This is a genomic window from Neisseria sp. (genome assembly GCF_030530745.1).
In the GTDB taxonomy this organism is placed as follows: Bacteria; Pseudomonadota; Gammaproteobacteria; order Burkholderiales; family Neisseriaceae; genus Neisseria.
Genome location: NZ_JAUMUI010000006.1, coordinates 42764 through 67970, shown reverse-complemented (window position 1 = coordinate 67970; position 25207 = coordinate 42764). Strand labels below are relative to the sequence as shown.

The following is a 25207-nucleotide window of genomic DNA, read 5'->3' as shown; positions in this document are numbered from 1 at the left end:
TTCAGACGGCCCGAAGTATTTCTGTTTGCAAAACGGAGTTTCAACGGCATCTGATGCCGCAGGTTCCTGTGCTGATGCGCGTGCCCGCCCCTCCCGACACGATGCGTTCGATATCGCGCAAAGCGCCGATTACTGCTGTTTTGCCGGTTGAACGGGCAAAATTGGCCGCCGCTTGGACTTTCGGCCCCATCGAGCCTGCGGCAAAATCGATTTTTTCGATTTCATCAGGGTTTGCCGCATGCACAAGGCGCTGCTTTTCCGTACCCCAGTCAAGGTAGACACCATCAATGTCGGTAGCGATAACCAACATATCGGCATCTACCGACGCGGCCAGCAAAGCTGTAGCCAAGTCTTTATCTATCACCGCCTCGGCACCGCACAATCTTCCCGATTCGTCGTAATAGGTGGGAATCCCGCCGCCGCCCGCGCAAATCAATATATAGTTGTTTTCGATAAGGGTTTTCAACGGCTTAAGCCCGAAAATACGCGTGGGCAGCGGGCTTGGGACGACACGGCGGTATTTGTCGTTGTCTTGAGCCATCGTCCAACCTTTTTCGGCGGCGACGGCATCGGCTTCTTCTTTGCTGTATACGGGACCGACCGGCTTGCTCGGTTTTTGGAAGGCAGGGTCTTTGGGATCGACTTCGGTTTGGGTTAACACGGTGGTCAGCGAAGCCTCTTTAGGCACGAAATTGGCCAGCTCCTGCTGAATCATATAGCCGATCATGCCGACCGATTCCGCACCCAAAACATCAAGCGGATACATGGGCACATCTTTGTAAGCATTGCTCTGCAAAGCCATCAGGCCGACTTGCGGCCCGTTGCCGTGAGTAATGATAAGTTGGTTGCCCGGATAGATTTTGGCGATTTGTTCGCAGGCTTCGCGCACGTTGGCCCTCTGATTGGAAGAAGTTAACGGCTCTCCGCGTTTGAGCAGGGCGTTGCCGCCCAGTGCAATAACGATTCTCATGGTCATCTCCTTTAATCTGAAATAATACCGGGGAATTCAGACGGCCTGCCGGTCAAATCAGGCAGTCTGAAAACCTTGCTGCGTCAAACGTCTTTACGCAAACGGGTTCTGATGCCCGACGGTTTGCCGAAACCGCGCTCCAGCGAATAGACTTCCTGTCCGCGCACAAACGTGGCGCTGATGCGGCAGCCGATTTCCATGCCTTCGTAGGCGCTGAATTTGTTTTTGTAGAAGAGTTTGTCGGCAGTCAGCGTGTAGCTTTGGTTGGGATCGAGCAACACGATGTCGGCATCTTTACCCAAGGCCAGTGCGCCTTTGTCGATCAGACCGAAGCGTTCGGCGGGGCGGGTGGCCAGTGCATTCATCAGTACCACAGGGCTGATGTTGCGCTGTTTGACCGCTGCATCAAACAGCGCGTCCACGCTGTTTTGGCAGCCCGAAATACCGCCCCATGCTTTGAATGCGTTGGGATCGGCTTTCAAATCAGGCGTGCAGGGCGAGTGATCGGAACAGATGATGTCCAAGATACCTTCTTCCAAAAGCCGCCAAAGCTGCGCCTGGTGGGCGCGGTCGCGTATGGGGGGCGAACATTTGGCTTTGGGACCGATGGCGTCCAAATCTTCGGTGGCCAAGAGCAGGTAGTGCACGCAGCTCTCGCAGCTGGCATCGACGCCGCGCGCCCGGGCTTCCAAAACGGCTTCTACGGCTTCGGCGCAGCTGCAATGGGCAATGTGGATGCGGCAGCCGGTCTGTTCGGCCAGATACAAAACGCGGCGGACGGCTTCGACTTCGGTGAAAACCGGGCGGGTGGCCACATAGTCGCTGACCAGGGTTTTGCCTTCCGCTTTGGCTTTGCGCCCCAAGCCGTCGGTGAGCGTGGCGTTTTCGCAGTGCACTACCAGCAAATCGCCTGTTTCGGCCAATACTTTCATGCCTTCGTACAGCTCGAAATCGGTTACGTTTTTAAAATCGCCGGGTTTGTCGGAACCGCAGGTGGCGACGAAGGCTTTGAAGGCGGCCGCGCCCGCTTGGGAAAGTTCTTTGAGCTTGTCGATGTTGTGCGGCACAAGTCCGCCGAAAAACGCATAGTCCACATGGTTCTGCCCTTCGGCGGCGCGGCGTTTGATTTCCATCGTTTCCGCATCGATGGTGGCGGGAATGGTGTTGAGCGGCATTTCCACATAAGAAGTCGTGCCGCCTGCGGCCATCGCCTGCGTGCCGGTAACGTAACCTTCCCACTCGGTACGGCCCGGCTCGGAAATATGCATATGCACGTCTACCATACCGGGCAGCACATAGCAGTGGCGGGCATCGACGGTTTTTCCGGCACTGCCCTCAAGCCGGGGCGCAATGGCGGCTATTTTTCCGTCTTTCACTGCAATATCGCCGTGCAGCATTTGCTCCGGCAAAACCAACAAGCCGTTCTTAATCAGTAAATCATACATTTCGTTCTCCTTCTTTCAGACGGCCTATTGTTTAAAACATCAGGCCGTCTGAAAAACCAAGCTACATCGCACCAATACCGGCAGACTGCATGAAATAGAGCGCAACGCTGGCAAGCAGGCCGAGCATCAGCATCAGCGGGGTATAGAAACGCAGCCATTTACCGTATTCCACCTTGGCAATCACCAGCGTGGCTACAAAGAAACCGGAAGTGGGGAAGAAAATATCGGTAAGCTGTCCGCCCCATGCGTTGGCCGACACCACCGCCTGTTGCGAAATATCAAGCAGGCTGGCCAAAGGCGAAATAATCGGCATAGTCAATACGGTCAGAGCGGTTGCGCCCGGAATCAGAAAGTTAAACAACGACTGCTCCCAGAAAATCGCAATAGCGGTAAGTTCCGGCGGCACCGAACGCATCATGCTTTCGAGCCAAAACACCAAGGTATCGGTAATCACACCTTTATCCATCACCACGGCAATGGCAGAGGCCACGCCGCACAACAGTGCTGCCACCATCATATCGCGCATACCTGCATTCACATCGTCGCAAATCTGCTGTGCCGATTTGCCTGCAACGGCGGCTGCGGCGATACCGATAAAGAGAAACAGCCCGCCGATGGCCTCAAACCCCAAGTTGTTTTTCAAAATCATGACAATGGCAACCGGAAACAGAACCATGCAGGCGATACCGGCATATTTCTGGCGCGCGTTGAACACCATTTCACCTTTTTCCGTATCTTCCGCAGCCAATTTGGCACGCATTTCGCGGTCGCTCTCGTAAGTGAGGCTGGCCTCGGGGTTACGCTTCACTTTAACGGCATAGCGCATCACATACAGAATGACAATCAGCACCACGCATGCCAACACTACTGCGCGGAAAGCCGAGCCTGAAAACATCGGCAGTTGGGCAATCTGCTGCCCCACCCCGACAGAACCCGGAATGGTCAGACCGAATGTAAAACCCATACAGGGCCCCAAAAGCGCCACCGCCATTGCCGTCATGCCGTCGTAGCCCAAGCGGTAAAACAGCGGCAGCAGCACGGGCAGGTAAGCCAGCGACAGCTCAGGCACGCCGATAAATGCAGCCAGCCCGGCAAAAATCGTGATTAAAATCGGAATCACCAGAATATCTTTATTGCCTACGGCCGTGCTCAGTTTCTGCACACCCATATCAATCAGCCCTGCACGTTTGATCAAACCCATACAGCCGCCTACCATAAATGTGAGAAACACAATGCCCGCCGCCCGTTTCAGGCCGTCGGGAATGGCGGTTACCAAATCCATAAAGCCTACGGGCTGCTGTTCGATTTGGTGATAGGTTCCCGCCACCACCAGGTTTTGCACACCGTGAGAGGTTTCGATGGCCTGCCGTTCGTACTCACCCGCCGGAACAATATAGGTCAGCGCGGCAACCACTAAAATAAATACTGCCAGCACAATATAAATATCGGGCATTTTGAAAGATTTTTTTGGTTTTTGCGCACTCATGACACAACTCCTTAAGTTTCTGTCAAACAGGCTGCCGCCCGAACAACCAGCGGCAGCCCACTGTTTTTCGGCTTACTCTGAGGCAGATTCAGTCTACGCCGACAACCGCGCTCAACAGTGCCATCCGCACCGCTACCGAGAAGCCGATCGCACGGAAATACAACTGGTGTTCGGTGTTGTCGATGCTGAAATCAAATTCGCCCGGGTTTCGCGGTAAAGAGTGGTGTACGCCGACTACCTTGCCGCTTTTCGCTTTGATGCGTTGCAGCATATCGAGCGAAATATAATAGTTCATCATTTTCTTCATGAAGTCTTCGCGGTTGGGGTCGTCTTTTTTCACCGAACAGCCCGGCAGATAAATCAAATCCACCGCATTTTCGGCATAAAGCTCTTCGTTTTGCTTTTCGGTTAAGTCGAAATGTTCTTCGAAATGCGCACCCATCGCTTTGAGCTTGTCGCGCACCACTTCGGGGGTTCGCAGCTCGCTGGTACCGGTGTAGATAATCTTGGCACCCATCGAAGCCAGCGCCAGCGCAAACGACTGGCCGGAACGTGCGCGTGAAAGATCGGGGGTGGCAATGGCAACCGTGGCATTGCTCAAATCGCCGAACGCGCGCCAGCAGGTATAGCAGTCGAGCAAGCCCTGCGTCGGGTGGGTAACGTGGCCGTAGCCGCCCGAAATCACCGGCGAAACGTAGCTGCCCAACTCGTCTAATGCGCCCAAGGCTTCTTTATCGTCGGGGTGGCGCATCACGATTACATCGGCGTATTCCGACGTTACCCGCAGCGTGTCGTAAAGGCTCTCGTTTTTCGCCACGGCGGCATTGTGCTGCGGATCGGACTCGGTAATCACGCCGCCGCCCAAACGCAGCATGGCATTTTCGTGGCTGCAGCGGGTGCGCGTGGAAGGTTGGAAAAACAGGGTATAGAGCACCTTGCCTTTCAGCAGGTCGAGCCCCGTGCGCAAAAACGGCTCCATCATTTCGGCCGCCTTAAACAGCGAAAGGATTTCTTCGCGCTTAAAATCGTCCAAAAAAGTGATGTTTTTGCCGCGCATATTGGTGGCGGCCAAGGTTTCTCGGATATCTAAAGTTTTGAAGTTTTTGTCTAAAGCCATGATAATGCTCCTTTGTGATGGCCGTCTGAAAAGAATTTCAGGCTTTCAGACGGCCTGTTTGCGGTTGTTCAAATTTCCACGTCGCGGTGGCAGTCTTTGGAATAAATATAGGTAAACGGTCCGCGTCCTACGGCATAGGAAGCTTGTTTGCAGTACGGGCCGAACCAGATAAAGTCTTCTTCCTTAATCAAATACCAGTTTTCATCAAGCAGATAGCAGCCCTGCCCTTCATACACATAGGCACCGTGCTCCTGAACATGGGTTTCGATGATGTTGTGGCTGGCACCCGGGTCGAAGCTCAAAATATGCATATTCATATCGAAATTCTGCTCGATAGGCAGCAAATCTTTAATATGCACATTGGCCATACCGTCGTAATCCGCCCATTCGATATCATGTACACTGCCGAATACCGTATAAGGTTTCAGTCCCGCCGGATGCTCTACATAACGCTGTTTGTAGAGCAAAATGCGTCCGGCCTGATGATTGCTGTTTTCAAAACCGATGCCCGCTCCGGGCGGCGCGTAGGCATAACCGCCCTGCTTCAGCACACGGCTTTCACCACCGACCGTTACTTTCAGCTCGGCTTCGCCGTCGAGCAGATAAATAAAGGCCTCTTCATGCGGCTTGGCACCATAGGCCAGTGTGGTTTTCGCATTTGCACCCAATTGGCCGATTAACTGGACGAAACTTGCACCCATTTTCGGTGTGGCCAGAATGGTCATCTGGCAGTCTTCAATTCCCGGAACCACATTGATTACGCGGCCTTGCGGTGTAATAACCGCATAATTTCCGTGTTTGACTACCGAACGGTTTTGTAAAATATCTTGCGGATAACCCGGCATTTTCGTTCTCCTGACTCATAACAAACGGCAATCACATGATTGTTGCTGCCAATATAGCCCCCTGCTCTCCCGCAGGCTTTAGTCTGCTGCGACAAACCACTGTCTTTGCGCGCCAAATACAGCCAAATAAAATAAAGGCCGTCTGAAAAACAGGCGCATCGCCATGCGTAACCTGTTTTCAGACGGCCTTATCTCAAGACAATGATAACTACACCAGCCCCAAACCAACCAACTCCTGCCGTAAGCGCTCAGCCTGCCAGCCGCCGCTGACCGCCAGCGTCAGCAAAACGGCGGCGGTTTCCAAATTGGCTTTGCCGCCGTTCACCACGCCCGCTTGGCGCAGCGCACTGCCCTGCGCATATACGGCGGCGGCGTTGCCTTGCTGCACTTGGCTGATGTTGAGCAGCAGGCCGCCTTTGGCGGTGAACTGCCGCACGGCTTCGATAAAACCGGCATCTGCGGGCGCGTTGCCGTGGCCGTAGCTTTGCAGCACCACGGCATCTGCGCCGCTGCTGCCGAGGCCGTTTGCAAAGGCTTGTGCGGCAAAACCGGGAATCAGGGTGGTGCAAACCACTTTGGCCTGCGCGCTCAACGGGCGCACCTGCAAAGCCTGCGCTGTTTTTTCAGACGGCCTGATGCGCACGTTGTGCCAGTTTTGTTCGGGCGACCATTCCGCCAACACGCCGAAATGCGGGTTGCCGAAGCCCGCCGCACTTTCGGTGCTGATTTTGCTGCTGCCCACGGCGGGGAACAGTTTGCCGTTAAAGGCAATCACAGTTTCGCGCAAATCCAGCTCGAAAGCGGCCACGGCGGTGGCGAGATTAAGCGGCGCATCGCTGTTTTCGGCATCGTAAGGCCATTGCGAACCGGTCAGCACCACGGGCTTGTCCAAACCCTGCAGGGCGAGCGCGAACAGGTTGGCCGCATAGGCCAGCGTGTCGGTGCCGTGCAGCACCAGCACGCCGTCGTATTGCGGGATTTTTTCTGCCGCAAGTTGCAGCCAGCCTTGCCAATCGTCAAGCGTAACCGCCGAAGAGTCGATTAACGGATCGCATAAGTGCCAGTCGAAACGGAAACGGCCGGCAAACGGCACCAGTGCCTTCCCCGCCAGCGCGGTATCGGGGCGCAGGCCCTGCCCGCTTTGGCTCATGCCGATGGTGCCGCCGGTGTAGAGTACGAAAATGGATTTTAAATTCTGCATATGTTTTCCTGTTTGTCCGATGTCGGAATGATAGATATGGCCGGCTGAAAAATTCGGCCGGAAGACATTCCCCCGATTGGTTTGATTTTTTCAAAATTCTGCATCGAAACGGTGCAGGCCGTCTGAAACGCAGAAATGCTTTTTCAGACGGCCTTCATAAAATCATCCGGCCTCATTTATCCACGCCTGCTGCACGGCTTCGAGGATTTTTTCGCCGCTGCGCACAGGGTCGTCGTCAAAATCGGGCAGGTTGATAATCAACTCGCGCAATTGGGTGAAGCGTATGGTTTTCGGGTCTGTGTCGGGGTGGTTGTCGTAAAGTTCTTCGGCGATGCGTTGGATGTCGGTCCATTTCATATTGCTGGTTCCTTATTACCGTTGGCCTGTTCGGCCGTCTGAAGATGGTTTGAAACTGTGTATCTACACACCCTGCCGCCACGACGACACCGCCGCACGCAGGCGTTCCATGCCCTCCTGCAGGTCTTCATCGTTCAGCAGCAGACTTGGGGCAAAACGGATTACGTTGCTGCCGGCCACTAGAATCATCAGGCCGTGTTTCAGTGCGGCTTGGGTTAACTCCCCCGCGCGGCCTGCATAACCGTCGGCCAGCACGCAGCCGATCAACAGCCCCATGCCGCGCACTTCTTTAAACACGCCGGTTTCTTCTCCCAGCCGGGCCAGCGCCGTTTGCAGCTTTTTCCCTTGGTTGGCTGCGTTTTGCAGGGTTTCGGGCGTGTTGATAATGTCGAAGGCGCAATTGCCCACAGCGCATGCCAACGGGTTGCCGCCGAAGGTGGAGCCGTGCGTGCCGGGGGCGAAGCTGGGTGCGACGGCATCGGTGGTCAGCATTGCGCCGATGGGGAAGCCGCCACCCAAGGCTTTGGCGCTGGTGAGGATATCGGGGCGTACGCCGTAATGTTCATAGGCAAACAGTTTGCCGGTGCGCCCCATGCCGGTTTGCACTTCGTCGAACACCAGCAGCGCATGGTTTTCATCGCACAGGCGGCGGGCGGCTTGCAAGAACTCAACGTCGGCAGGCAGAACGCCGCTTTCTCCCTGAACCGGCTCGATAATCACGGCGCAGGTTTTTTCCGATATGGCGGCGGCCAGCGCATCGGCATCGTTGTAGGGGATATGGGTGATGCCGCCCGGCAGCGGGGCGAAATCGCGGCTGTATTTGGGTTGGCCGCCCACCGACACGGTGAACAGCGTACGCCCGTGAAAGGCGTTTGTGCAGGCGATGATTTCGGTTTTATCTTCGCCGAAATGGTCGCGCGCGTATTTGCGCGCCAGTTTCAGGGCGGCTTCGTTGGCTTCGGCTCCGGAATTGCAGAAAAACACTTTGTCGGCAAATGTGTGTTCGGTGAGTTTTTCCGCCAGCATTTGCGCCGGAGCAGTGGTGTAGATATTGGAAATATGCCACAGCTTCGCAGCCTGGCGGTTGAGGGCGTCAACCAATTGCGGGTGGCAGTGCCCGAGCGCGTTAACGGCGATGCCGCCTGCCAAGTCGATATATTCCCGTCCTTCGGTATCCCACACGCGGCTTCCGGCGGCGTGGTCGGGAATAATCGGGGCGAAAGCGAAATTGGGCGTGAGATAGTTTTGCATGATGTTCTTTCCGATAGTGGTTCAGGCGGCCTGAAACGCCGGTTTGCACGGGCGTTAGATTGAAGCCGTAACCTTACCGCAATCGTGCCGAAAACGGAATGTGCTCAGGTAAAAAGCCTTGGTTTTGAGTGTTATCCTAACTGCCGTTTGGTTTTCAGACGCTTGCATTCGCATTTCGAGACCTTTGTAAAACAGCCAGATTTAGATGCAGTTCAAGGCGCAGTAGCGCAGCGAGTGCAGACATAACATGGAGTTAGGCAAACGAGCGAGCAACGGGCTGTTTTACAAAGGTCTCGAAATGCGAATGCAAGTTTAAAAATACCGACGAATTTTGCAAAGGCCTCATGCTGCGCTTATTTCGTTGGCTCTAGACTAGGGTCTGTTGACAATTGGCCGGCGAAGCGGTTTTTGCCTCAAAAAACCGCTTCGTCGGTTAAATGTCGACAGCCCCTAGAGCCTTTCGTTTATTTATTGTGCAGCTTTTTCACGCTCACTTTGGTTTTCTTTTTCAAGCGGTTTTTTTCTTCTTTGCGCCCTTCGCGTTTTTCGATGCGGTTGCTCAACGCGGCTCGGCGCAGCGGTTTTTTCTTGGGCTTGTCTTGCGCTTCTTCGTAGGGGTTCTCCGACACGTTGTATTGGATGCGCAGCGGCGTGCCCTGCAAATTGAAGGCTTTGCGGAAGGTTTGGGTGAGATAGCGGGTGTAGCTGTCGGAAACCGCTTGCAGCGAATTGCCGTGCACCACGATAACCGGCGGGTTCATGCCGCCCTGGTGGGCATAGCGCATTTTCGGGCGCACCAAGCCGGCGCGCGGCGGGGCTTGGCGTTCGATTGCCGATTGCAGCACGCGGGTGATTTTCGGCGTAGGCATTTTAATCATGGCGGCGTTATAGGCCGATTGGATGCTCTCGAACAAGCCGTCTATGCCGCGCTCTTTCAGGGCGGAAATGTAGTGGAACTTGGCGAAATCGAGAAAATAGAGTTTGCGGGCGATGTCGCGTTTCACCTGTTCGCGCCGCTCTTCGCTGATACCGTCCCATTTGTTCACCGCCACCACCAGCGCCCTGCCCGCTTCGAGCGCGAAACCGGCGATGGTGGCGTCTTGGTCGGCGATGTCCTGCTGCGCGTCCAACACCAGCACCGCCACGTTGGCCGCTTCGATGGCCTGCATGGCTTTGATTACCGAAAACTTTTCCACCGCCTCTGCCACTTTGCCGCGGCGGCGCACGCCGGCGGTGTCGATAATGGTGAAGGGTTTACCCTCGCGCTCGAAGTCGATGTGGATGCTGTCGCGGGTGGTGCCGGCCATATCGAAGGCAATCACGCGCTCTTCGCCGAGAATGGCGTTCACCAGCGTGGATTTACCCACGTTTGGGCGGCCGATAACGGCAAATACGGGGTGTTTGGGCGCGGCGGTTTCTTCTTCGGTATCGGGAAAGTTTTCTAAGATGTCTTCTATCAGGTAATACACGCCGTCGCCGTGCGCGCCGGAAATCACGTGCGGCTCGCCCAGCGCCAGCTCGTAAAACTCGGCGGCCAGCACGGCCTGATTGCCGCCCTCGCCTTTGTTCACGGCCAGATAAACGGGGCGCGGGCTTTGGCGCAGGCGGTCGGCGATGATTTTGTCTTGCGGCGTGAGGCCGGTGCGGCCGTCAACCAAAAACACAACGGCGTCGGCTTCGTCCACCGCTTGCAGGGTTTGCTTGGCCATTTCGTGCAGAATGCCGCTGTCAACCACCGGTTCAAAGCCGCCGGTATCGATAACCAGATAGGGTTTGCTGCCCACCCGGCCGTGGCCGTAGTGGCGGTCGCGCGTGAGGCCGGGCAGGTCGTGCACCAGCGCGTCTTTGCTGCGCGTGAGGCGGTTGAACAGGGTGGATTTGCCCACATTGGGGCGGCCGACTAGGGCGATGGTGGGTTTCATAGGTTTTCTTTCTGTGTCAGGCCGTCTGAAAAGGTTTCGGGCGGCAAGCAGGTGCTGTATGGTCTACCCTCTTTAAAATCATTACAGCGTTGGTTCGCTTGTTTCAAAATGGGTTAGCTGTAATTCCGCAGCACGGAGGTTTAAGATTATACGCCGTCAAACAAGCAGGCTTGCAGAAAGCTTTCTGCAAGCCTGCCTGCTGTTTTCAGACGGCCTTTATTTTAATTGGTCGGCTTTAAACTGCACCGACTCTCTGTTGGCGGCATCTTTAGGCAGCTGCGCCAAAATCTGTTCGTAAACCTGCAAGGCTTCTTTGTTTTTGCCTTGTGCCAGATAAATGTCGCCTTTGGTTTCAAGCAACAGCGGCTCGAAAGCAGGATCTACTTTGGTGTTTAAAACATCCAGCGCTTCTTCGTATTTTTTTTGCTGCAGGCGCACAACTGCCAAGCGTTGGGCAGCCATTGCCTGCACAACTGGATTTTGCTGGTTTTTCAGCACCCATTTCAAATGGTTGGCGGCATTGTCGTAGCTGCCTTTGTCGAACTCGGTGCCCGCCACCATAAACGTGGCCTGCGCGGCGGCAATCGTGCCGGCATAGTTTTGCTGGAGGTTTTGCAAATCGGCATTTACGGCTTTGGCATCGGCATTGTTTTGCGCTTTTTCAACCAGCTGCGTCAGCACACCGGCGGCTTCCTGGTCTTTTTTAACCTGATGGTTTTTATAAAGCACATAACCCAGATAACCGAGTGCGGCGGCTACCAGCGCGGCAAACAGCCAGCGGCCCCAGCTTTTCCAGAAATATTTGAAATTTTCGAGTTCTTCCTGTTCTTGAATGTGTGCAGCCATTTAATCATTCTTCCATTGTTGTAGGGTGGAGGTTAACAGGGCGGCATCAAGGGTGGTTTGGCCGTGGGTGCCCTGGAGGTCTTTAAGGGTAACGGTGCCGTCCGAAAGCTCGCTCTGCGCCACAATCAGGGCGAAACGCGCGCCGCTGGCATCGGCTTTTTTCATCTGCGCTTTCAGGCTTTGGCTGCCGGCGTGTTGCAACACATCGAATCCGGCGGCACGCAGGGTTTGGGCGTGTTTCATCGCCTGCAAAGCGGCGCCTTCGCCTTGGTGCATGGCGTAAACATCCGGCGCGGCCTGATACGCCAGCGAGCCGTAGTCGCGCACCAGCAGCAGCAGGCGTTCCACGCCCATGGCAAAACCGATGGACGGCGCGGGTTTGCCGCCCAGCTCTTCAATCAGGCCGTCGTAACGGCCGCCGCCGCAAACGGTGGCCTGCGCGCCGAGTTTGTCGGTTGTCCATTCGAACACGGTTTGGTTGTAGTAGTCCAAACCGCGTACCAGGCGGGGGTTTTCCACATAGGTGATGTTCAGGCCGTCGAGCATGGCTTTGAAGCCGGCATAGTGCGCGCGCGAGGCTTCGCCCAAATATTCGGTTAAGTGCGGGGCGTTGTTGCAGATTTCCTGCAAATCGGGATTTTTGCTGTCAAGCACGCGCAGAGGGTTGGTGTGCAGGCGGCGCCTGCTGTCTTCGTCGAGCTTGTCTTGGTGGCTGCCCAAATAGGCCACCAGCGCGGCACGGTGTGCGGCGCGCTCTTCGCGGTTACCCAAGCTGTTGATTTCTAAAACCAGATGGTCGCGTATACCCAATTCTTTCCATAAATCTGCCGACATGGCGACGATTTCGGCATCAATATCGGGGCCTTCGAAACCCAAAGCCTCCACCCCCACTTGGTGAAACTGGCGGTAACGCCCTTTCTGCGGGCGTTCGCGGCGGAACATCGGCCCCATATACCATAATTTCTGCGGGCCGTTATACAGCAGGTTGTGTTCGACCACTGCGCGCAGGCACGATGCCGTGCCTTCGGGGCGCAGGCTCAGGCTGAGCCTGTCGTTGGAATCGGCAAAAGTGTACATTTCTTTGCCGACCACATCGGTTTCTTCGCCGATGGAGCGCACAAACAGGCCGGTCTGCTCCAAAATGGGGGTGCGGATTTGGTTGTAGCCGTAGCGGCGCGCCCAGCGGGCAACGGTATCTTCAAACGCCTGCCAGAAAGCGGCGGTGAGCTTGAAATCTTTCTGCTCCACCGGCAGCAGATCGTTCATGCCTTTAACGGCTTGGATTTTTTGTCCCATAGTTTTCTGATTTTCACATTCTTTTTTCAGACGGCCTGTTATTCGATGCCGCTGTTGATAAACTGACGCAGCATACTGGTGGTCAAACCGGCAAACTGTTTGTATTTTTCGGATTGACCAATGCTTTCTTTATCGAGGTCGACAGAAACCAACACGCCGCTTTTGTTGCCGTAAAGCATGGTGTTTTCAACTTCCCAAGCCTGTTTTTTGCCCGAAGCGGCCGGCGAAACAAAGGCCTGTATCATCTCTCCCGAGGGCAGGTTCTGCAAAATCAGGCTTTTTTTAACGTTGTCGAGCAAATCCGCGCCCACAAACTGAAACGGGTTCACGGCCATGTCGCTCACGCCCTGATAGGTATAGATAAACACTTTGTGTTCTGCTTTCGGGTTGTTGAGCAGATAAAGCTGCAACAGCAATTCGCGTAAATCGGGTGCCATTTTCCACCTCGCTGGTTTGGATATTGAGGCCGTCTGAAAACATAACGGCAGGTTTTACACCGGGCTGATGGGAATCACCCGGCTTTCGTTGCGTTTTTTACCGCCTTCGCCATAGTTGGTTTCTACGTATTCCTGCACAATAGCCAAAAATTCGGCGGCCATATTGTCGCCTTTAAGCGTTACTTTTCGCTCGCCGTCCACATACACGGGGGCGACGGGGGTTTCGCCCGTGCCGGGCAGGCTGATGCCGATGTCGGCCAGTTTGCTCTCGCCCGGGCCGTTGACCACGCAGCCCATCACGGCAACGTTCAACGATTCCACACCGGGGTATTGGCTGCGCCAAACCGTCATTTTGTCGCGCAGGTATTGCTGGATATCGCGCGCCAGTTCTTGGAACACCGTGCTGGTGGTGCGTCCGCAGCCCGGGCAGGCGGTAACCATGGGCGTAAACGAACGCAAACCCATGGTTTGCAGGATTTCCTGCGCCACCACCACCTCCTGCGTGCGCGGGCTGCCCGGCTCGGGGGTGAGCGAAATGCGGATAGTGTCGCCTATGCCTTCCTGCAACAAAACGGCCAATGCGGCGGTTGAAGCCACAATGCCCTTGCTGCCCATGCCCGCTTCGGTTAAGCCCAAGTGCAGCGGGTAAGCGCAGCGTGCGCCCAAATCGCGGTAAACCTGAATCAAATCCTGCACGGCGCTAACCTTGCACGACAGAATAATTTTGTTTTCGGGCAATCCCAAATCCACCGCTTTTTGTGCGGATTCCAACGCCGACACAATCAGCGTCTCTTTCATTACCTCTTCGGGCGGCTTAGGTGCTGCCGAAGCCAAATTGGCATCCATCATGCGTTTGGCGAGGCTTTGATCGAGCGAACCCCAGTTCACGCCGATGCGTACGGCTTTATCGTGTTCGGCGGCGGTGCGGATCATATAGGCGAATTTTTCGTCGCCTTTCGCGCCTTTGCCCACATTACCGGGGTTGATACGGTATTTCGACAATGCGCGGGCGCAGTCGGGAAACTCTTGCAGCAGGCGCTCGCCGTTGAAGTGAAAATCCCCCACCAGCGGCGTGTTGCAGCCCATGTCGTCCAGGCGGCTTCTGATTTCCGCCACCTTGGCGGCGGCTTCGGGGCTGTTTACGGTAATCCGCACCATCTCCGAGCCGGCATCGCTCAATTCTTTAACCTGCTGCGCCGTGCCCGCCGCATCGGCGGTATCGGTGTTGGTCATCGACTGCACCACAACAGGCGCATCAGAACCTACGGTTAAATGGTCGATGCGGACTTGATGGGTTTGGCGGCGGTTGGAGGGTGGATTACTCATTGCTGGCCTACGGTGAAAGATGAAGTGGTTTTACCGGTTAAGTGCTGGCGCACATTGATTTCCCGGCCGCCGTAATTGGCGGTGGCACCAATTGAATAGCCGATCCAAACCTCATACGGCGCGCCGCCTCTGAAGCGGTGCTCGCTGCCGGCGGGCACGATGCGGTTGATGACAAAACCGCCGTTTTTGTCTTTGATAACCAAGTTGGAACGGTATAACACCTTAACCGCCAATTCATCAGCGGCAACCGGCACGACATCGGAAGCGGCATCCTGAGAAACGGGGGCGGAGGCGGAAGAGTCGGAAACGGACGAAGCCGCGGCACCGCTGCCCATCGCCACTACCGAAATATTGCCGGCTTGAAGATTGCCTGCCGTCGTACCCGCCAGCTCGGGGCGTTCCATATTGTCGCTCTGCTTGACGTATTCTTGGTTGGACTTATTCTGCCATACATAAATGCCGCCGCCGACAACCACCGCCGTCAGCACACCCAAGATCCAGGTAGGGAACGATTTTTTCACTTCGGTTTGCTGGTAATTCAGAGTTTGACTGCCGCCGCGTTCGACTGCATAGAGGTTATTGCGGTTTTGCGGCGCGATGCGGTCTAAAAATACGGCAATCTCATTATCGTCCAAATCCAAAAAACGACCGTAGGTGCGTAAAAAACCGCGCACAAACACCAATTCGGGCAAACCTTCGTAGTTGCCGCTTTCCAAGCCTTCGATTTGGTGGGTCGACAGTTTCAGGCGTTCGGTTACTTCACCGATCGAATAGCCTTTCTGCTCGCGAGCCCGGCGCAGTTTCGAACCCAACTCGGCCGCAGCACTGTTGGAGGCGTGTTGTTCTGGTTGCTGGTTATCGGTCATCACAAACGTCCTGTTGTAATTGTTTGCAGTTCATCGGAATAGGGGTAGTTGGCACGCAGCTGCGCCTCGTATTCATAGGCCGCCTGCGTATTGCCCAAGGCGCTGTACAGGCGCCAACCCAAGAGTAAATCGTCTGCACCCAAAACATCAACTTTGCTTTGATATTGGCGGAAATAATAATCGGCGTCGCTTAAATTGCCGGCCAGCATTTTGGTGCGCGCCATTTCTTTCAAAACAGGGTAAAACTGCGGTGCGGCAGCCAAAGCGCGCTCGAAATAAGCTTCCGCCAGAGAATACTGACCCGTCTTAGTACTGCATATGCCTTTGTTGAGGTTGGCAACATGCGGATTGGGATAGGTGGGATCGGCCAGTGCTTTATCGAAATAAGGCATCGCATCGTTCGGGCGGTTTTGCGTACTGCATAAAAACCAACCGTAATTGTTGTTGATTTCCGCACTGTCCGGCTTGATAGACAAGGCTTTTCGGAAACTTTCCTGCGCTTTGTCGTTAACTTTCAAATATTGGTAGATTTGGGCGCGGATCAGCCAGGCATTTTCATTTTTCGGATTTTCCTTCAATGCTTCATCTATGCTGCTGACTGCCTGGCGGTAATCTTTTCCGCGAAGATATTCCACGGCAAGCTGTGTCTTTATATTCGATATCTGCCCGGCACGTTCGCGCGCACTCGGCTGCGAAGCTCCACTTGCGCAGGCGCTTAGCGCCAGTGCCGTTAAGATGATTCCCGCTGTTTTTTTGATGGTCATGTTACCCCCTTAGGTTGCATGGTAATCTGCTGCCATTTTTCCTGGCGGCGTGTTTTGTCTTTCACTTGGCCGGCGAGCTGGCCGCAGGCGGCGTCGATATCGTCGCCGCGGGTTTTACGCACGGTAACCACAAAGCCCGCCTGCTGCAGGATATCGCGGAACACGCGGATGTTTTCATTGCTCGAGCGCTGGTAACCCGAATTCGGGAACGGGTTGAACGGTATCAGGTTGAATTTGCACGGCACATCGCGCACCAATTCGATTAATTCCCTTGCATGCTGCGCTTCGTCGTTAATGCCGTCGAGCATCACATATTCGAAAGTAACGAAATCGCGCGGGGCTTTTTCGAGATAGCGGCGGCAGGCCGCCATCAGTTCGCCAAGCGGATATTTTTTATTCAGGGGCACGATTTCGTTACGCACGGCATCATTAGAGGCATGCAGCGACACAGCCAACGCCACCGGCATCACGTCGCGCAGCCTGTCCATCTGCGGCACCATGCCGGATGTGGACACCGTTACCCTGCGGCGCGACAAGCCGTAGCCGTGGTCGTCAAGCATAATGCCCAAGGCGGTAACCACATTGTCGAAATTGGCCAGTGGCTCGCCCATGCCCATCATCACCACATTGGACACAACCCGCTCGTTTTTCGGGGTAACGCCCATGGCTTTGTTTGCCCACCAAAGCTGGCCGATAATTTCGGCGGCACTCAGGTTTCGGTTGAAGCCCTGCCTGCCGGTGGAGCAGAACGTGCATTCCAACGCACAGCCCACTTGCGACGAAATACACAATGTGCCGCGGTCGGCTTCGGGAATAAACACGGTTTCCACGCCGTTGCCGGTTCCCACGTCAAGCAGCCATTTGCGGGTGCCGTCTGAAGATTCTTGCGCGGCCATCAAAGCGGGTACGGCCACTTCGGCCTGCTCTTGCAGTTTGGATCGAAGGGATTTGGCCAGGTCGGTCATCTCGTCGAAACCGGCGGCACCGGCTTGGTGTATCCAGCGCATCACCTGTTTGGCTCGGAAAGGCTTTTCGCCCATTTGCGCGAAATGCTCGGTCAGTCCGTTTAAATCGAAATTCAGCAGATTGGTTTTCATGTTCGTTACAAGCTTTTAAATGGAAGCTTTATCATGGGGTTGCAGCAAGCGTCGCAGTTGCAGAAGCTGCCATTTAAAGCTAAAAACCTTCAGGCCGTCTGAAAGCATTCAGACAGCCCGAAGAGTCGCACTGCCGCTTAGCGGACGCAGATTTCGCTTTCGCTGAAGAAATAAGCAATTTCTTTAGCGGCGTTTTCCAGACTGTCGGAACCGTGTACGGCGTTGGCATCAATGGATTCTGCGAAGTCGGCGCGGATGGTGCCGGCGGCGGCTTCTTTCGGGTTGGTCGCACCCATCAATTCGCGGTTTTTAGCCACGGCGTTTTCGCCTTCGAGCACTTGAATCATCACGGGGCCGCTGGTCATAAAGGCAACCAGGTCGGCAAAGAACGGGCGATCTTTATGCACGGCGTAGAAATCTTGGGCTTCTTTGGTGCTCAGGTGTTTCATTTTGGCGGCGATAATGCGCAGGCCGTTGCTTTCGAAACGGCTGTAGATTTTGCCGATTACATCTTTAGCAACTGCATCGGGTTTGATGATGGAAATAGTACGTTCGATAGCCATGAAAAATTCCTTTAATTAATGTTTCAACATACAGGACGACACATAAAGCGCCGCCCTACGTGTTGCCCTGATAAGGAAACTTGATGAAGTTTCCCGGCAGGCACAAACGCCTGCTTTTCTCTATTCTTGATTCAAACAAAAATCGGGGCGCATATTTTATCAAACTCTGCCAATATTTTGTTAAATATCGGCATTTTTTTTGCCGAGCGTTAAATGGGGCAGAGTCAGATATTCTTCCGACTGCATCTCTACCATACGGCTGACGGTGCGCACGAATTCGTGGGCGAAGTCGCCTTCCACATAGATTTCTTCGGCGGGAACTTTGCTGGTGGCGCAAAATTTAACGCGGAAGTCGTATAACACGTCTATCAGCCAAGTGAGGCGGCGGGCCTCTGCCTTTTCGGCTTCGCTCAGTTTCTCGATGCCCGACACAAAAACCATTTCGTAGCGCTCGGCCAAATAGAGATAGTCGGCCTGCGAGCGGAGGCCGAAACACAGGGCGCGGAAATCGAACCAGATGGCTTTGTCGTCGTGCGCGTTACACATCAGTTCCCGCCCGTGTATGATAATCGGGCGGGGATTTTTGGCTTTTCCGTGCGCCACTTGGGCAAACAGCGAGGCGAGTTTGCCTTCGTTTTCTTCGCTGTCGGGCACATAAAATACTTCGGCGGGTTTCAAGGTGCGCAGGCGGTAGTCTTCGCCGCCGTCCACGTTGAGAACCGTGAGTTTGCTTTCAATCAGCGCGATGGTGGGCAGAAAGCTGCTGCGGTTCTGCCCTTGCGGGTAGAGTTCCGAGGGTGCGTAGTTGGAGGTTGCCACCAGCACCACGCCGCCTTCAAACAGGTTTTCCAGCAACCGCCCCAAAATCATGGCGTCGGCAATATCGCTGACGTGGAATTCGTCGAAACACAGCACGCGGGTTTCTTTGGCAATTTCCGCCGCCACCGCTTTGAGCGGGTTGGCTTCGCTTTTCAGGGCTTTCATGCGCCGGTGCACTTCGGCCATGAAGGCGTGGAAGTGTACGCGGCGTTTGCGGCGGTAAGGCAGGCAGCCGTAAAACACGTCCATCAGAAAACTCTTGCCGCGCCCTACCCCACCGTAAAAATACAGCCCTTTGGGCAGTTGCGGCGAACGCAGGCTGCGGCCCAGAAAACGGTTGCGCTTGCGCTTAAACATCATTAATTCTGTCCACAGCCGGTCGAGATATTCGATGGCTTTGGCTTGGGCGGCGTCGCGGATAAACGCGGGCTGCTCCGAGGCTGCCTGATACCAGGTAAGCGGACTGTGGTTGGCGAAATCGGGAGGAACAAACCGGCCTTTTTTATTATCCATCTATAAATGTTTATGCAAATCAATATGGGCGCATTATAAATGATTTCAGACGGCCTCCAAGTGTTTCTTAAAATAGAGGCCGTCTGAAAACGGTTGGGGCAGGCAATCACGCCGTTATTAGTGTGCCTGATGGCCGATTTGGAACGTGAGTGTGGTGTAGCTGGCCTGTTTCTGGCAGGTTTTCTGGTCGGGGAAATCGACTTTGTGCTCGACATTGGCTTTCCAGAAGCCTTGGCGCAGCGGGATAATATCTACGCTGCCGTCGTCGCCGGTTTTATCGTAAAACGCCTGCGCTTCCACTTTGTGGTTTTTACTGCGGTCACTGGTATCGAAGCCGTCGAAAGTGGCGGTTACAACGGCACCGGGCAGCGGCTCGCCGTTAAACAGCACGCGCACTTTGAAACGCTCGCCCACATGCACATTGGCGGGGTTGTCGAGCGGCACGATTTCCAAACCCTGGCCTACCGGGCGGGTGATGACTTTGGTGCCGGCGCTTTCATGGCCGACGTTGACAATGTTTTTGCCGTACATACGGGTTTGCTCGCAATACTCGGCATCGGGCATTTCTTTAATGCTGGCCTGCTTCCAGCCGGCTTTGTTTTTCGACCAGAAAGTGGGCCGGTATTCGGCGGTAACCAAATAGCTGCCTTCTTTCACGGGCTTTTTGCTTTGGTATTGATAGTTATACTGCCCTTTCTGCACCAAATCTTCTTTGCCCTTTTCGGTAACAAGCTGCATGGGTTTACTAAAAATGTGCAGGCGGTCTTTGGCAATCGGCTCCATATCGGGAAACTCGCCGTAGCCAAGCTCGGCTTTAAGGATTTCGCCGCCGTGGGTGTGGGCGCTTTCCACCCAAACGCGGTGGGCGTGGGCGGCTGCCGGGCAAAGTAAGGCGGCTAAGGTAAACAAGGCTGCTTTTTTCATGGTTTTCTCGCTTGGTTGGAAATGAGGGATTAAAATTATTGTTATAATATAACATACAAAGTTAAAAATAAACCGAGGCCGTCTGAAATATTTCAGACGGCCTCAATGACTTTCAAATGCCGTTTCTCACAACTCTATTAAAACTTGGCGGCAAGCGGCAGAACGCCTGCTTTCCGGTTAATTCTTCATTGACTGCACCGGCGCAGGAATACGGCCGCCGCGCTTCACAAACACTTCGCACGAGCCTTCTTTCACGGGCATAATCGGCGCATAACCCAGCAGGCCGCCGAATTCCACCGATTCGCCCACGCCTTTGCCGGGCACGGGAATAATACGCACGGCGGTGGTTTTGCTGTTGATCATGCCGATGGCGGCTTCGTCGGCGATGATGCCGGAAATGGTGGCCGCCGACGTAGTGCCGGGCACGGCCACCATATCCAGCCCCACCGAGCAGACAGCGGTCATGGCTTCGAGCTTGTCGAGCGTCAGCACGCCCGCTTCGGCGGCGGCAATCATGCCTTCGTCTTCCGAAACAGGGATAAACGCGCCGCTTAAGCCGCCCACCGCGCTGGAGGCCATCATGCCGCCTTTTTTCACGGCATCGTTCAATAATGCCAGCGCGGCAGTGGTACCGTGGGTGCCGCACACGCTCAAGCCCATTTGTTCGAGGATGCGCGCCACCGAATCGCCGACGGCGGGCGTGGGCGCAAGCGACAAATCGAGAATGCCGAACGGAATGTTCAGGCGTTTGGCGGCTTCGCGGCCGATTAACTCTCCTACGCGGGTAATTTTGAAGGCGGTTTTCTTCACCACTTCGGCCACTTCGGTTAGGGTGCGCGCGTCGGAATTTTCCAGCGCGGCCTTTACCACACCGGGGCCGGACACGCCCACGTTAATCACGGCATCGGCCTCGCCCGAGCCGTGGAAGGCGCCCGCCATAAATGGATTGTCTTCCACCGCGTTGCAGAACACTACGATTTTGGCGCAGCCGAAGCCTTCGGGCGTGATTTCGGCGGTACGTTTGATGGTTTCGCCCGCCAGTTTCACCGCATCCATATTGATGCCCGCGCGCGTGCTGCCGATGTTGATGGAGCTGCACACGATGTCGGTGGTTTTCATGGCTTCGGGAATCGAACGGATCAGGATTTCATCGGCGGGCGACATGCCTTTCTGCACCAAGGCGGAAAAGCCGCCGATAAACGACACGCCGATGGCTTTCGCGGCGCGGTCGAGGGTTTGCGCCACGCTCACATACGAATCGGCTTTGGTGGCCGCGGCGATTTGGGCGATGGGCGTTACCGAAATGCGCTGGTTCACAATCGGCACGCCGTATTTGGCCGAAAGATAGGCGGCCGTCTGAACCAAATCTTTGCCGGTGCGGGTGATTTTGTTGTAGATGTTGCGGTTGAGTTCGTCGATATTGCTGCTGATGCAGTCGTGCAGGTCGATGCCGATGGTGATGGTGCGCACGTCGAAATTCTGGTCGGCCACCATGCGCACGGTTTCGAGAATTTCGTTGGACTGTATGCTTTTGCTCATGATTCAACCCCTTTAAATGCGGTGCATGGCATTGAAGATTTCTTCGTTCTGCATTCGGATGTCCAGCGCCAGCCTTTTGCCCTCTTCGGCAAACAAATCCAGCATCTCCTGGCGCGGTTTCGGGCATTCGGCGGTATCCACCAGAATAATCATGGTGAAAAAATCATCCATCAGCTGCTGGCTGATGTTGAGGATGTTGAGCTTGTGTTCTGCAAGGATTTTGGATACGTCGTAAACGATGCCGACGCGGTCTTTGCCGATAACGGTAATCACTGAATTGCTCATGTTGCATTTCCTTAATGTTGGGCTTGAGGCTTGAAACGGGGTTTCAGACGGCCTGCTTTTAAACAAAAGGCCGTCTGAAAAAATAAGCCTATTGTATAGAAAAAGGGGGGAGCTGCCATGCCTTTGCCGGCTTTAATCTGCGGTTGCCCGGGGTTTGTTTGCTTTACCGCAAACCAAAGGCCGTCTGAAAACTTTCCTTTCAGACGGCCTTGCGCTTTATACCGGAATGCGGTTAGGAAAACAGGCGTTTCGACAATGTGCCGCCCGGCTCGATGCCCACTTTCTGCATTTCTTCCTGACGCGCCAGCACATAGCTGCGCACGTCTTTGAGCCATTGGGTGGAAAGCTCTTCGAGTTTGTCGTTCACCAAATCCAAGCCCAGCGCGCTGGAAAGTTTCACTGCCAAATCCATAAAGCGGTTGAACTGTTTCTCGCCTGCGGGCACATGGGTGATATCAAACAACATGCTGAAACCGCGGTAGGCCTGGTTGGCAAGCAGGCTGGAAGTGAAAGGCGAATTGTCGAGCGTGATGATGCTGAACAGCGGCTCGCCCTGCCCGTCGGGCAGGTGGAAAGCGCCGTCGACACCCAGCTCGAAACCGAGGTTTTCAACGGCGGCGCGCAGCTCGGTGCCGCTGACGGTTCCGCGCGAAACAAGGTGCATGGCTATGGTTTGATCGACGCGGGCACACAATTCGTCGAGCGGGCGGGCGATGTTTAAAAACGTTTCTACATCAGTGAGCAGCAGGCTGCCGTCCATTTTTTCGGCAAACCGGTTCACCTGATCGCCGAAATTTTCAAGCTCCTGCACCGTGGCCAGGCCGCTGCGGCTGACAGCCTGCAGGCCGATAACGAAACCTTGGTAGTAAACGCTGGGAATCGGTTCTGCAATTTGAAAGCGGTCGTCCATGGTGCAGCCGGCGATTTGGAAGCGGTGGCGGCTGGAAAGGCGGGGGATGGAATGCAGCTCCTGCGCTTCGTGCAACGAGATATAGGCCATATAGTCGAAACGGTGGTCGAACCACGGCAGCTCGAGTTTGGTGAGGTCGTTCAAATCAAGCAGCAGTTTGCGTTTACCTTGCAGCTTGGTTTGCGAAAACACCGGCGCGGCCATTTTTTTGAAGTCGAAAGCGGCATCGGCGGGTTTGACTTCGGGCTGGATAACGGTTTCGGTGAAGTCGTCTTCCATTTCAAACTCCACGTCGGGCTTGCCCGCCGCCGCTTCGGAAACTTTGGCGGCAAATGAATCGTCTTTGCCGCCGCCCGGGGCTTCCTGTCCGGAAATGTCTTTTTGCCTCAGGGCGCGCAGGGGCACGCCCGACCGGTCTTGCGTTTGGCCGTCGCGCACGAAATCGGTTTTACTGCCCATCAAGGCATCTTTATCGGAATGGCCGAACTGCTCGCGCACCTGCCGGCGGTATTTGTTTTCTTGATACATATTGTAGGCAATCACGCCCAAAATAACAGCGAGCACAAGCACGACGATAATCAGTGTGGTTTCACTCATATGTAATAATCCGTTAGTCCGTGGGGTTTGGTTTAATGCGGCGATTATAACGAAAATCGCCTGCTCTGGCAGCATCTTTCAGCGCACGATTGCAATGCCGCCTTCCTTTGCCCGCTCCCAATCGAAAAAGTGCCCGGGGTCGCTTTTGCGGCCCGGGGCGATGTGCTGGTGGCCGGTAACCGCCTCTATCGGGTAGCGTGCCGCCAGCGCGCGCAAAAGGGTGTTTAATGATTGATACTGTGCATCGGCAAAAGGTTCAAAATCGCAGCCTTCCAATTCGATGCCCACTGAAAACGCATTGCATTTTTCACGCCCGCGAAACGACGAAACTCCGGCGTGAAAAGCAATATCGTCGCACGAAACAAACTGTACGGTTTCGCCCGTGCGGCTGATGAAAAAATGGCTGGACACACGCAATTCGTGTATCACGCTGAAAAACGGATGCTCTGCGGGGTTGATGCGGTTGGTAAACAGCTTTTCCACCGCTCCCGTGCCGTATTCGAACGGAGGGAGGGAAATATTGTGCAGCACCACCAGCGAAACGGTTTCGCCGTTTTCCCTGGGGCTGAAATTTGGGGAACCGGTGCGCCGTGCGGGCAGCCACCAGCCTTGTTGCCAGTTGTTCATAAATGTTCTTTGAAATGTTTTTACGCTTTTTCAGACGGCCTTTCATACTTTTAACGCCGCCGCTAAAACTGCGGCGCTGCAAAAAATGCCGTTTTCGCTTTATACTGCCGTCTGAACCGACACACACTAATCCTACCATGCTGAAAAAATTGTTGAAATGGCTTTCGGCCGCTTTTATTTTGTCCGCCGCCGTTTGGGCAGGGCTGTTATTTACGCCGAAAAACAACGAAAAAACCTACCGCCTGAAAGTGGAAAAAAACCAAGGTATTGCCTCGGTGAGCCGCAAGCTGGCCGAAGATGACGTGGTGTACAGCCGCCATGCGCTGCTGGCTGCCGCTTATGTGTTGGGCGTACACAACCGCCTGCACACCGGCTCCTACCGCCTGCCCAAACAGGTTTCCGCCTGGCAGATTCTGCAACGCCTGCGCGGCGGCCGCCCCGATTCGGTAACGGTGCGTATCGTGGAAGGTATGCGCTTCTCGCAGATGCGCCGCATCATCAACGGAACCGACGACATCGAACACACCACGCGCGGCTGGAGCAATGAAAAACTGCTGCAGGAAATCGCCCCCGACGCGCCGAGCAGCAACCCTGAAGGGCTGTTTTTCCCCGACAGCTACGAAATCGACGCGGGCAGCAGCGATATCCAAATTTACAAAACCGCCTACCGGACCATGCAGCGCAACCTGCAAGCCGCGTGGGACGAGCGCCAGAGCGGGCTTCCCTATCAAAACCCTTATGAAATGCTGATTATGGCCAGCATCATCGAAAAAGAAACCGCCCACAAAAACGACCGCCGCCACGTTTCCGCCGTATTTACCAACCGCCTTGCCATCGGCATGCGCCTGCAAACCGATCCCAGCGTGATTTACGGCATGGGCGATGCCTATAAAGGCCGCATCCGCAAAGCCGATTTGCAGCGCGACACCCCCTACAACACCTACACCCGTGCGGGCCTCACCCCCACGCCGATTGCGCTGCCCGGCAAAGCCGCGCTCGAAGCCGCCGCCCATCCTTCCGCCGAAAAATACCTGTATTTCGTTTCGAGAATGGACGGCACGGGCTTGAGCCAGTTCAGCCACACGCTCGACGAACACAACGCCGCCGTGCGCAAATATATTCTGAAAAAATAAGGCATAACTCCGCAAAGGCCGTCTGAAAATATTTTGCTTCTGTTTAACTTAACAAAAATGTTTTCAGACGG

24 protein-coding genes and 1 pseudogene are annotated in these 25207 nt (G+C 55.0%); 1 reads left to right on the top strand and 24 read right to left on the bottom strand.

The features are described from left to right. Positions 1-40 precede the first annotated feature (40 nt). From arcC to ampD, 24 genes and pseudogenes are all read right to left on the bottom strand, one after another. A complete protein-coding gene (gene arcC, locus Q3970_RS03830) occupies positions 41-970 on the bottom strand; it encodes a carbamate kinase (RefSeq protein WP_303099285.1) in 930 nt (309 codons plus the stop codon). Positions 971-1053: 83 nt separating this feature from the next. After that, entirely contained in the window at positions 1054-2415 is a 1362-nt protein-coding gene (gene allB / locus Q3970_RS03825) for an allantoinase AllB (RefSeq protein WP_303099284.1), read from the bottom strand. Between the two features lie 61 nt (positions 2416-2476). Then, on the bottom strand, positions 2477-3901 hold the full coding sequence (locus tag Q3970_RS03820) for a YfcC family protein (protein WP_303099283.1): 1425 nt from the start codon (positions 3899-3901) through the stop codon (positions 2477-2479). Between the two features lie 88 nt (positions 3902-3989). Then, the gene (locus Q3970_RS03815) at positions 3990-5018 is read right to left on the bottom strand and encodes an aspartate carbamoyltransferase (protein WP_303099282.1); all 1029 of its coding nucleotides are present in this window, start codon (positions 5016-5018) and stop codon (positions 3990-3992) included. Between the two features lie 68 nt (positions 5019-5086). Next, positions 5087-5863 (bottom strand): (S)-ureidoglycine aminohydrolase, encoded by a 777-nt coding sequence (gene allE, locus Q3970_RS03810; protein WP_303099281.1) that lies wholly within the window; start codon positions 5861-5863, stop codon positions 5087-5089. 208 nt (positions 5864-6071) lie between these two features. Beyond that, on the bottom strand, positions 6072-7064 hold the full coding sequence (locus Q3970_RS03805; RefSeq protein ID WP_303099280.1) for an asparaginase: 993 nt from the start codon (positions 7062-7064) through the stop codon (positions 6072-6074). 162 nt (positions 7065-7226) lie between these two features. Continuing rightward, on the bottom strand, positions 7227-7421 hold the full coding sequence (gene iscX / locus Q3970_RS03800) for a Fe-S cluster assembly protein IscX (protein ID WP_303099279.1): 195 nt from the start codon (positions 7419-7421) through the stop codon (positions 7227-7229). A gap of 63 nt (positions 7422-7484) precedes the next feature. Further along, positions 7485-8675, bottom strand: coding sequence for an acetylornithine/succinyldiaminopimelate transaminase (locus Q3970_RS03795; protein ID WP_303099306.1), 1191 nt, complete (start codon positions 8673-8675; stop codon positions 7485-7487). Positions 8676-8826: 151 nt separating this feature from the next. Continuing rightward, a pseudogene (locus Q3970_RS10720) lies at positions 8827-8982 on the bottom strand (lipoprotein signal peptidase). A 154-nt stretch (positions 8983-9136) separates the two neighbouring features. Next, positions 9137-10594: a ribosome biogenesis GTPase Der gene (gene der, locus Q3970_RS03790; RefSeq protein ID WP_303099278.1), complete on the bottom strand. Its 1458-nt coding sequence runs from the start codon at positions 10592-10594 to the stop codon at positions 9137-9139. 216 nt (positions 10595-10810) lie between these two features. Continuing rightward, positions 10811-11440 carry a tetratricopeptide repeat protein gene (locus Q3970_RS03785; RefSeq protein WP_303099277.1) on the bottom strand — a complete coding sequence of 210 codons (630 nt, stop codon included), beginning with the start codon at positions 11438-11440 and terminating at the stop codon, positions 10811-10813. Next, complete coding sequence (gene hisS / locus Q3970_RS03780) at positions 11441-12736, bottom strand: histidine--tRNA ligase (protein WP_303099276.1); 1296 nt, start codon at positions 12734-12736, stop codon at positions 11441-11443. It lies immediately after the preceding gene. Between the two features lie 38 nt (positions 12737-12774). Beyond that, on the bottom strand, positions 12775-13173 hold the full coding sequence (locus Q3970_RS03775) for a hypothetical protein (RefSeq protein WP_085367007.1): 399 nt from the start codon (positions 13171-13173) through the stop codon (positions 12775-12777). A gap of 54 nt (positions 13174-13227) precedes the next feature. Then, a complete protein-coding gene (gene ispG / locus Q3970_RS03770; RefSeq protein ID WP_303099275.1) occupies positions 13228-14499 on the bottom strand; it encodes a flavodoxin-dependent (E)-4-hydroxy-3-methylbut-2-enyl-diphosphate synthase in 1272 nt (423 codons plus the stop codon). Then, positions 14496-15365 (bottom strand): helix-turn-helix domain-containing protein, encoded by an 870-nt coding sequence (locus tag Q3970_RS03765; RefSeq protein ID WP_303099274.1) that lies wholly within the window; start codon positions 15363-15365, stop codon positions 14496-14498. Before Q3970_RS03765 ends, ispG begins: the two co-directional genes overlap by 4 nt. After that, the gene (gene pilW, locus Q3970_RS03760; protein ID WP_303099273.1) at positions 15365-16129 is read right to left on the bottom strand and encodes a type IV pilus biogenesis/stability protein PilW; all 765 of its coding nucleotides are present in this window, start codon (positions 16127-16129) and stop codon (positions 15365-15367) included. The genes Q3970_RS03765 and pilW overlap by 1 nt, the downstream gene beginning before the upstream one ends. Next, on the bottom strand, positions 16126-17226 hold the full coding sequence (gene rlmN / locus Q3970_RS03755; protein ID WP_303099272.1) for a 23S rRNA (adenine(2503)-C(2))-methyltransferase RlmN: 1101 nt from the start codon (positions 17224-17226) through the stop codon (positions 16126-16128). The genes pilW and rlmN overlap by 4 nt, the downstream gene beginning before the upstream one ends. A gap of 137 nt (positions 17227-17363) precedes the next feature. Next, positions 17364-17789 (bottom strand): nucleoside-diphosphate kinase, encoded by a 426-nt coding sequence (ndk, locus tag Q3970_RS03750; RefSeq protein WP_303099271.1) that lies wholly within the window; start codon positions 17787-17789, stop codon positions 17364-17366. A 180-nt stretch (positions 17790-17969) separates the two neighbouring features. After that, positions 17970-19121, bottom strand: coding sequence for a cell division protein ZapE (gene zapE / locus Q3970_RS03745; protein ID WP_303099270.1), 1152 nt, complete (start codon positions 19119-19121; stop codon positions 17970-17972). A gap of 117 nt (positions 19122-19238) precedes the next feature. Further along, positions 19239-20045, bottom strand: coding sequence for a DUF4198 domain-containing protein (locus tag Q3970_RS03740; protein ID WP_303099269.1), 807 nt, complete (start codon positions 20043-20045; stop codon positions 19239-19241). Positions 20046-20222: 177 nt separating this feature from the next. Then, positions 20223-21584, bottom strand: a complete 1362-nt coding sequence (locus tag Q3970_RS03735) for a PFL family protein (protein WP_303099268.1) — start codon at positions 21582-21584, stop codon at positions 20223-20225. A gap of 12 nt (positions 21585-21596) precedes the next feature. Then, positions 21597-21869 (bottom strand): ACT domain-containing protein, encoded by a 273-nt coding sequence (locus Q3970_RS03730; protein ID WP_303099267.1) that lies wholly within the window; start codon positions 21867-21869, stop codon positions 21597-21599. A gap of 232 nt (positions 21870-22101) precedes the next feature. Then, positions 22102-23376, bottom strand: a complete 1275-nt coding sequence (locus Q3970_RS03725) for a cell division protein ZipA C-terminal FtsZ-binding domain-containing protein (protein ID WP_303099266.1) — start codon at positions 23374-23376, stop codon at positions 22102-22104. 78 nt (positions 23377-23454) lie between these two features. Then, positions 23455-24003: a 1,6-anhydro-N-acetylmuramyl-L-alanine amidase AmpD gene (ampD, locus tag Q3970_RS03720; RefSeq protein WP_303099265.1), complete on the bottom strand. Its 549-nt coding sequence runs from the start codon at positions 24001-24003 to the stop codon at positions 23455-23457. Between the two features lie 137 nt (positions 24004-24140). Between ampD and mltG the strand changes: the two genes are divergently transcribed. Next, positions 24141-25136, top strand: a complete 996-nt coding sequence (mltG, locus tag Q3970_RS03715; protein WP_303099264.1) for an endolytic transglycosylase MltG — start codon at positions 24141-24143, stop codon at positions 25134-25136. Positions 25137-25207 lie beyond the last annotated feature (71 nt).

Coding starts and splice junctions, on each gene's coding strand:
- arcC (WP_303099285.1), bottom strand. CDS start 970: ATGAGAATCGTTATTGCACTGGGCGGCAACGCCCTGCTCAAACGCGGA.
- allB (WP_303099284.1), bottom strand. CDS start 2,415: ATGTATGATTTACTGATTAAGAACGGCTTGTTGGTTTTGCCGGAGCAA.
- Q3970_RS03820 (WP_303099283.1), bottom strand. CDS start 3,901: ATGAGTGCGCAAAAACCAAAAAAATCTTTCAAAATGCCCGATATTTAT.
- Q3970_RS03815 (WP_303099282.1), bottom strand. CDS start 5,018: ATGGCTTTAGACAAAAACTTCAAAACTTTAGATATCCGAGAAACCTTG.
- allE (WP_303099281.1), bottom strand. CDS start 5,863: ATGCCGGGTTATCCGCAAGATATTTTACAAAACCGTTCGGTAGTCAAA.
- Q3970_RS03805 (WP_303099280.1), bottom strand. CDS start 7,064: ATGCAGAATTTAAAATCCATTTTCGTACTCTACACCGGCGGCACCATC.
- iscX (WP_303099279.1), bottom strand. CDS start 7,421: ATGAAATGGACCGACATCCAACGCATCGCCGAAGAACTTTACGACAAC.
- der (WP_303099278.1), bottom strand. CDS start 10,594: ATGAAACCCACCATCGCCCTAGTCGGCCGCCCCAATGTGGGCAAATCC.
- Q3970_RS03785 (WP_303099277.1), bottom strand. CDS start 11,440: ATGGCTGCACACATTCAAGAACAGGAAGAACTCGAAAATTTCAAATAT.
- hisS (WP_303099276.1), bottom strand. CDS start 12,736: ATGGGACAAAAAATCCAAGCCGTTAAAGGCATGAACGATCTGCTGCCG.
- Q3970_RS03775 (WP_085367007.1), bottom strand. CDS start 13,173: ATGGCACCCGATTTACGCGAATTGCTGTTGCAGCTTTATCTGCTCAAC.
- ispG (WP_303099275.1), bottom strand. CDS start 14,499: ATGAGTAATCCACCCTCCAACCGCCGCCAAACCCATCAAGTCCGCATC.
- Q3970_RS03765 (WP_303099274.1), bottom strand. CDS start 15,365: ATGACCGATAACCAGCAACCAGAACAACACGCCTCCAACAGTGCTGCG.
- pilW (WP_303099273.1), bottom strand. CDS start 16,129: ATGACCATCAAAAAAACAGCGGGAATCATCTTAACGGCACTGGCGCTA.
- rlmN (WP_303099272.1), bottom strand. CDS start 17,226: ATGAAAACCAATCTGCTGAATTTCGATTTAAACGGACTGACCGAGCAT.
- ndk (WP_303099271.1), bottom strand. CDS start 17,789: ATGGCTATCGAACGTACTATTTCCATCATCAAACCCGATGCAGTTGCT.
- zapE (WP_303099270.1), bottom strand. CDS start 19,121: ATGGATAATAAAAAAGGCCGGTTTGTTCCTCCCGATTTCGCCAACCAC.
- Q3970_RS03740 (WP_303099269.1), bottom strand. CDS start 20,045: ATGAAAAAAGCAGCCTTGTTTACCTTAGCCGCCTTACTTTGCCCGGCA.
- Q3970_RS03735 (WP_303099268.1), bottom strand. CDS start 21,584: ATGAGCAAAAGCATACAGTCCAACGAAATTCTCGAAACCGTGCGCATG.
- Q3970_RS03730 (WP_303099267.1), bottom strand. CDS start 21,869: ATGAGCAATTCAGTGATTACCGTTATCGGCAAAGACCGCGTCGGCATC.
- Q3970_RS03725 (WP_303099266.1), bottom strand. CDS start 23,376: ATGAGTGAAACCACACTGATTATCGTCGTGCTTGTGCTCGCTGTTATT.
- ampD (WP_303099265.1), bottom strand. CDS start 24,003: ATGAACAACTGGCAACAAGGCTGGTGGCTGCCCGCACGGCGCACCGGT.
- mltG (WP_303099264.1), top strand. CDS start 24,141: ATGCTGAAAAAATTGTTGAAATGGCTTTCGGCCGCTTTTATTTTGTCC.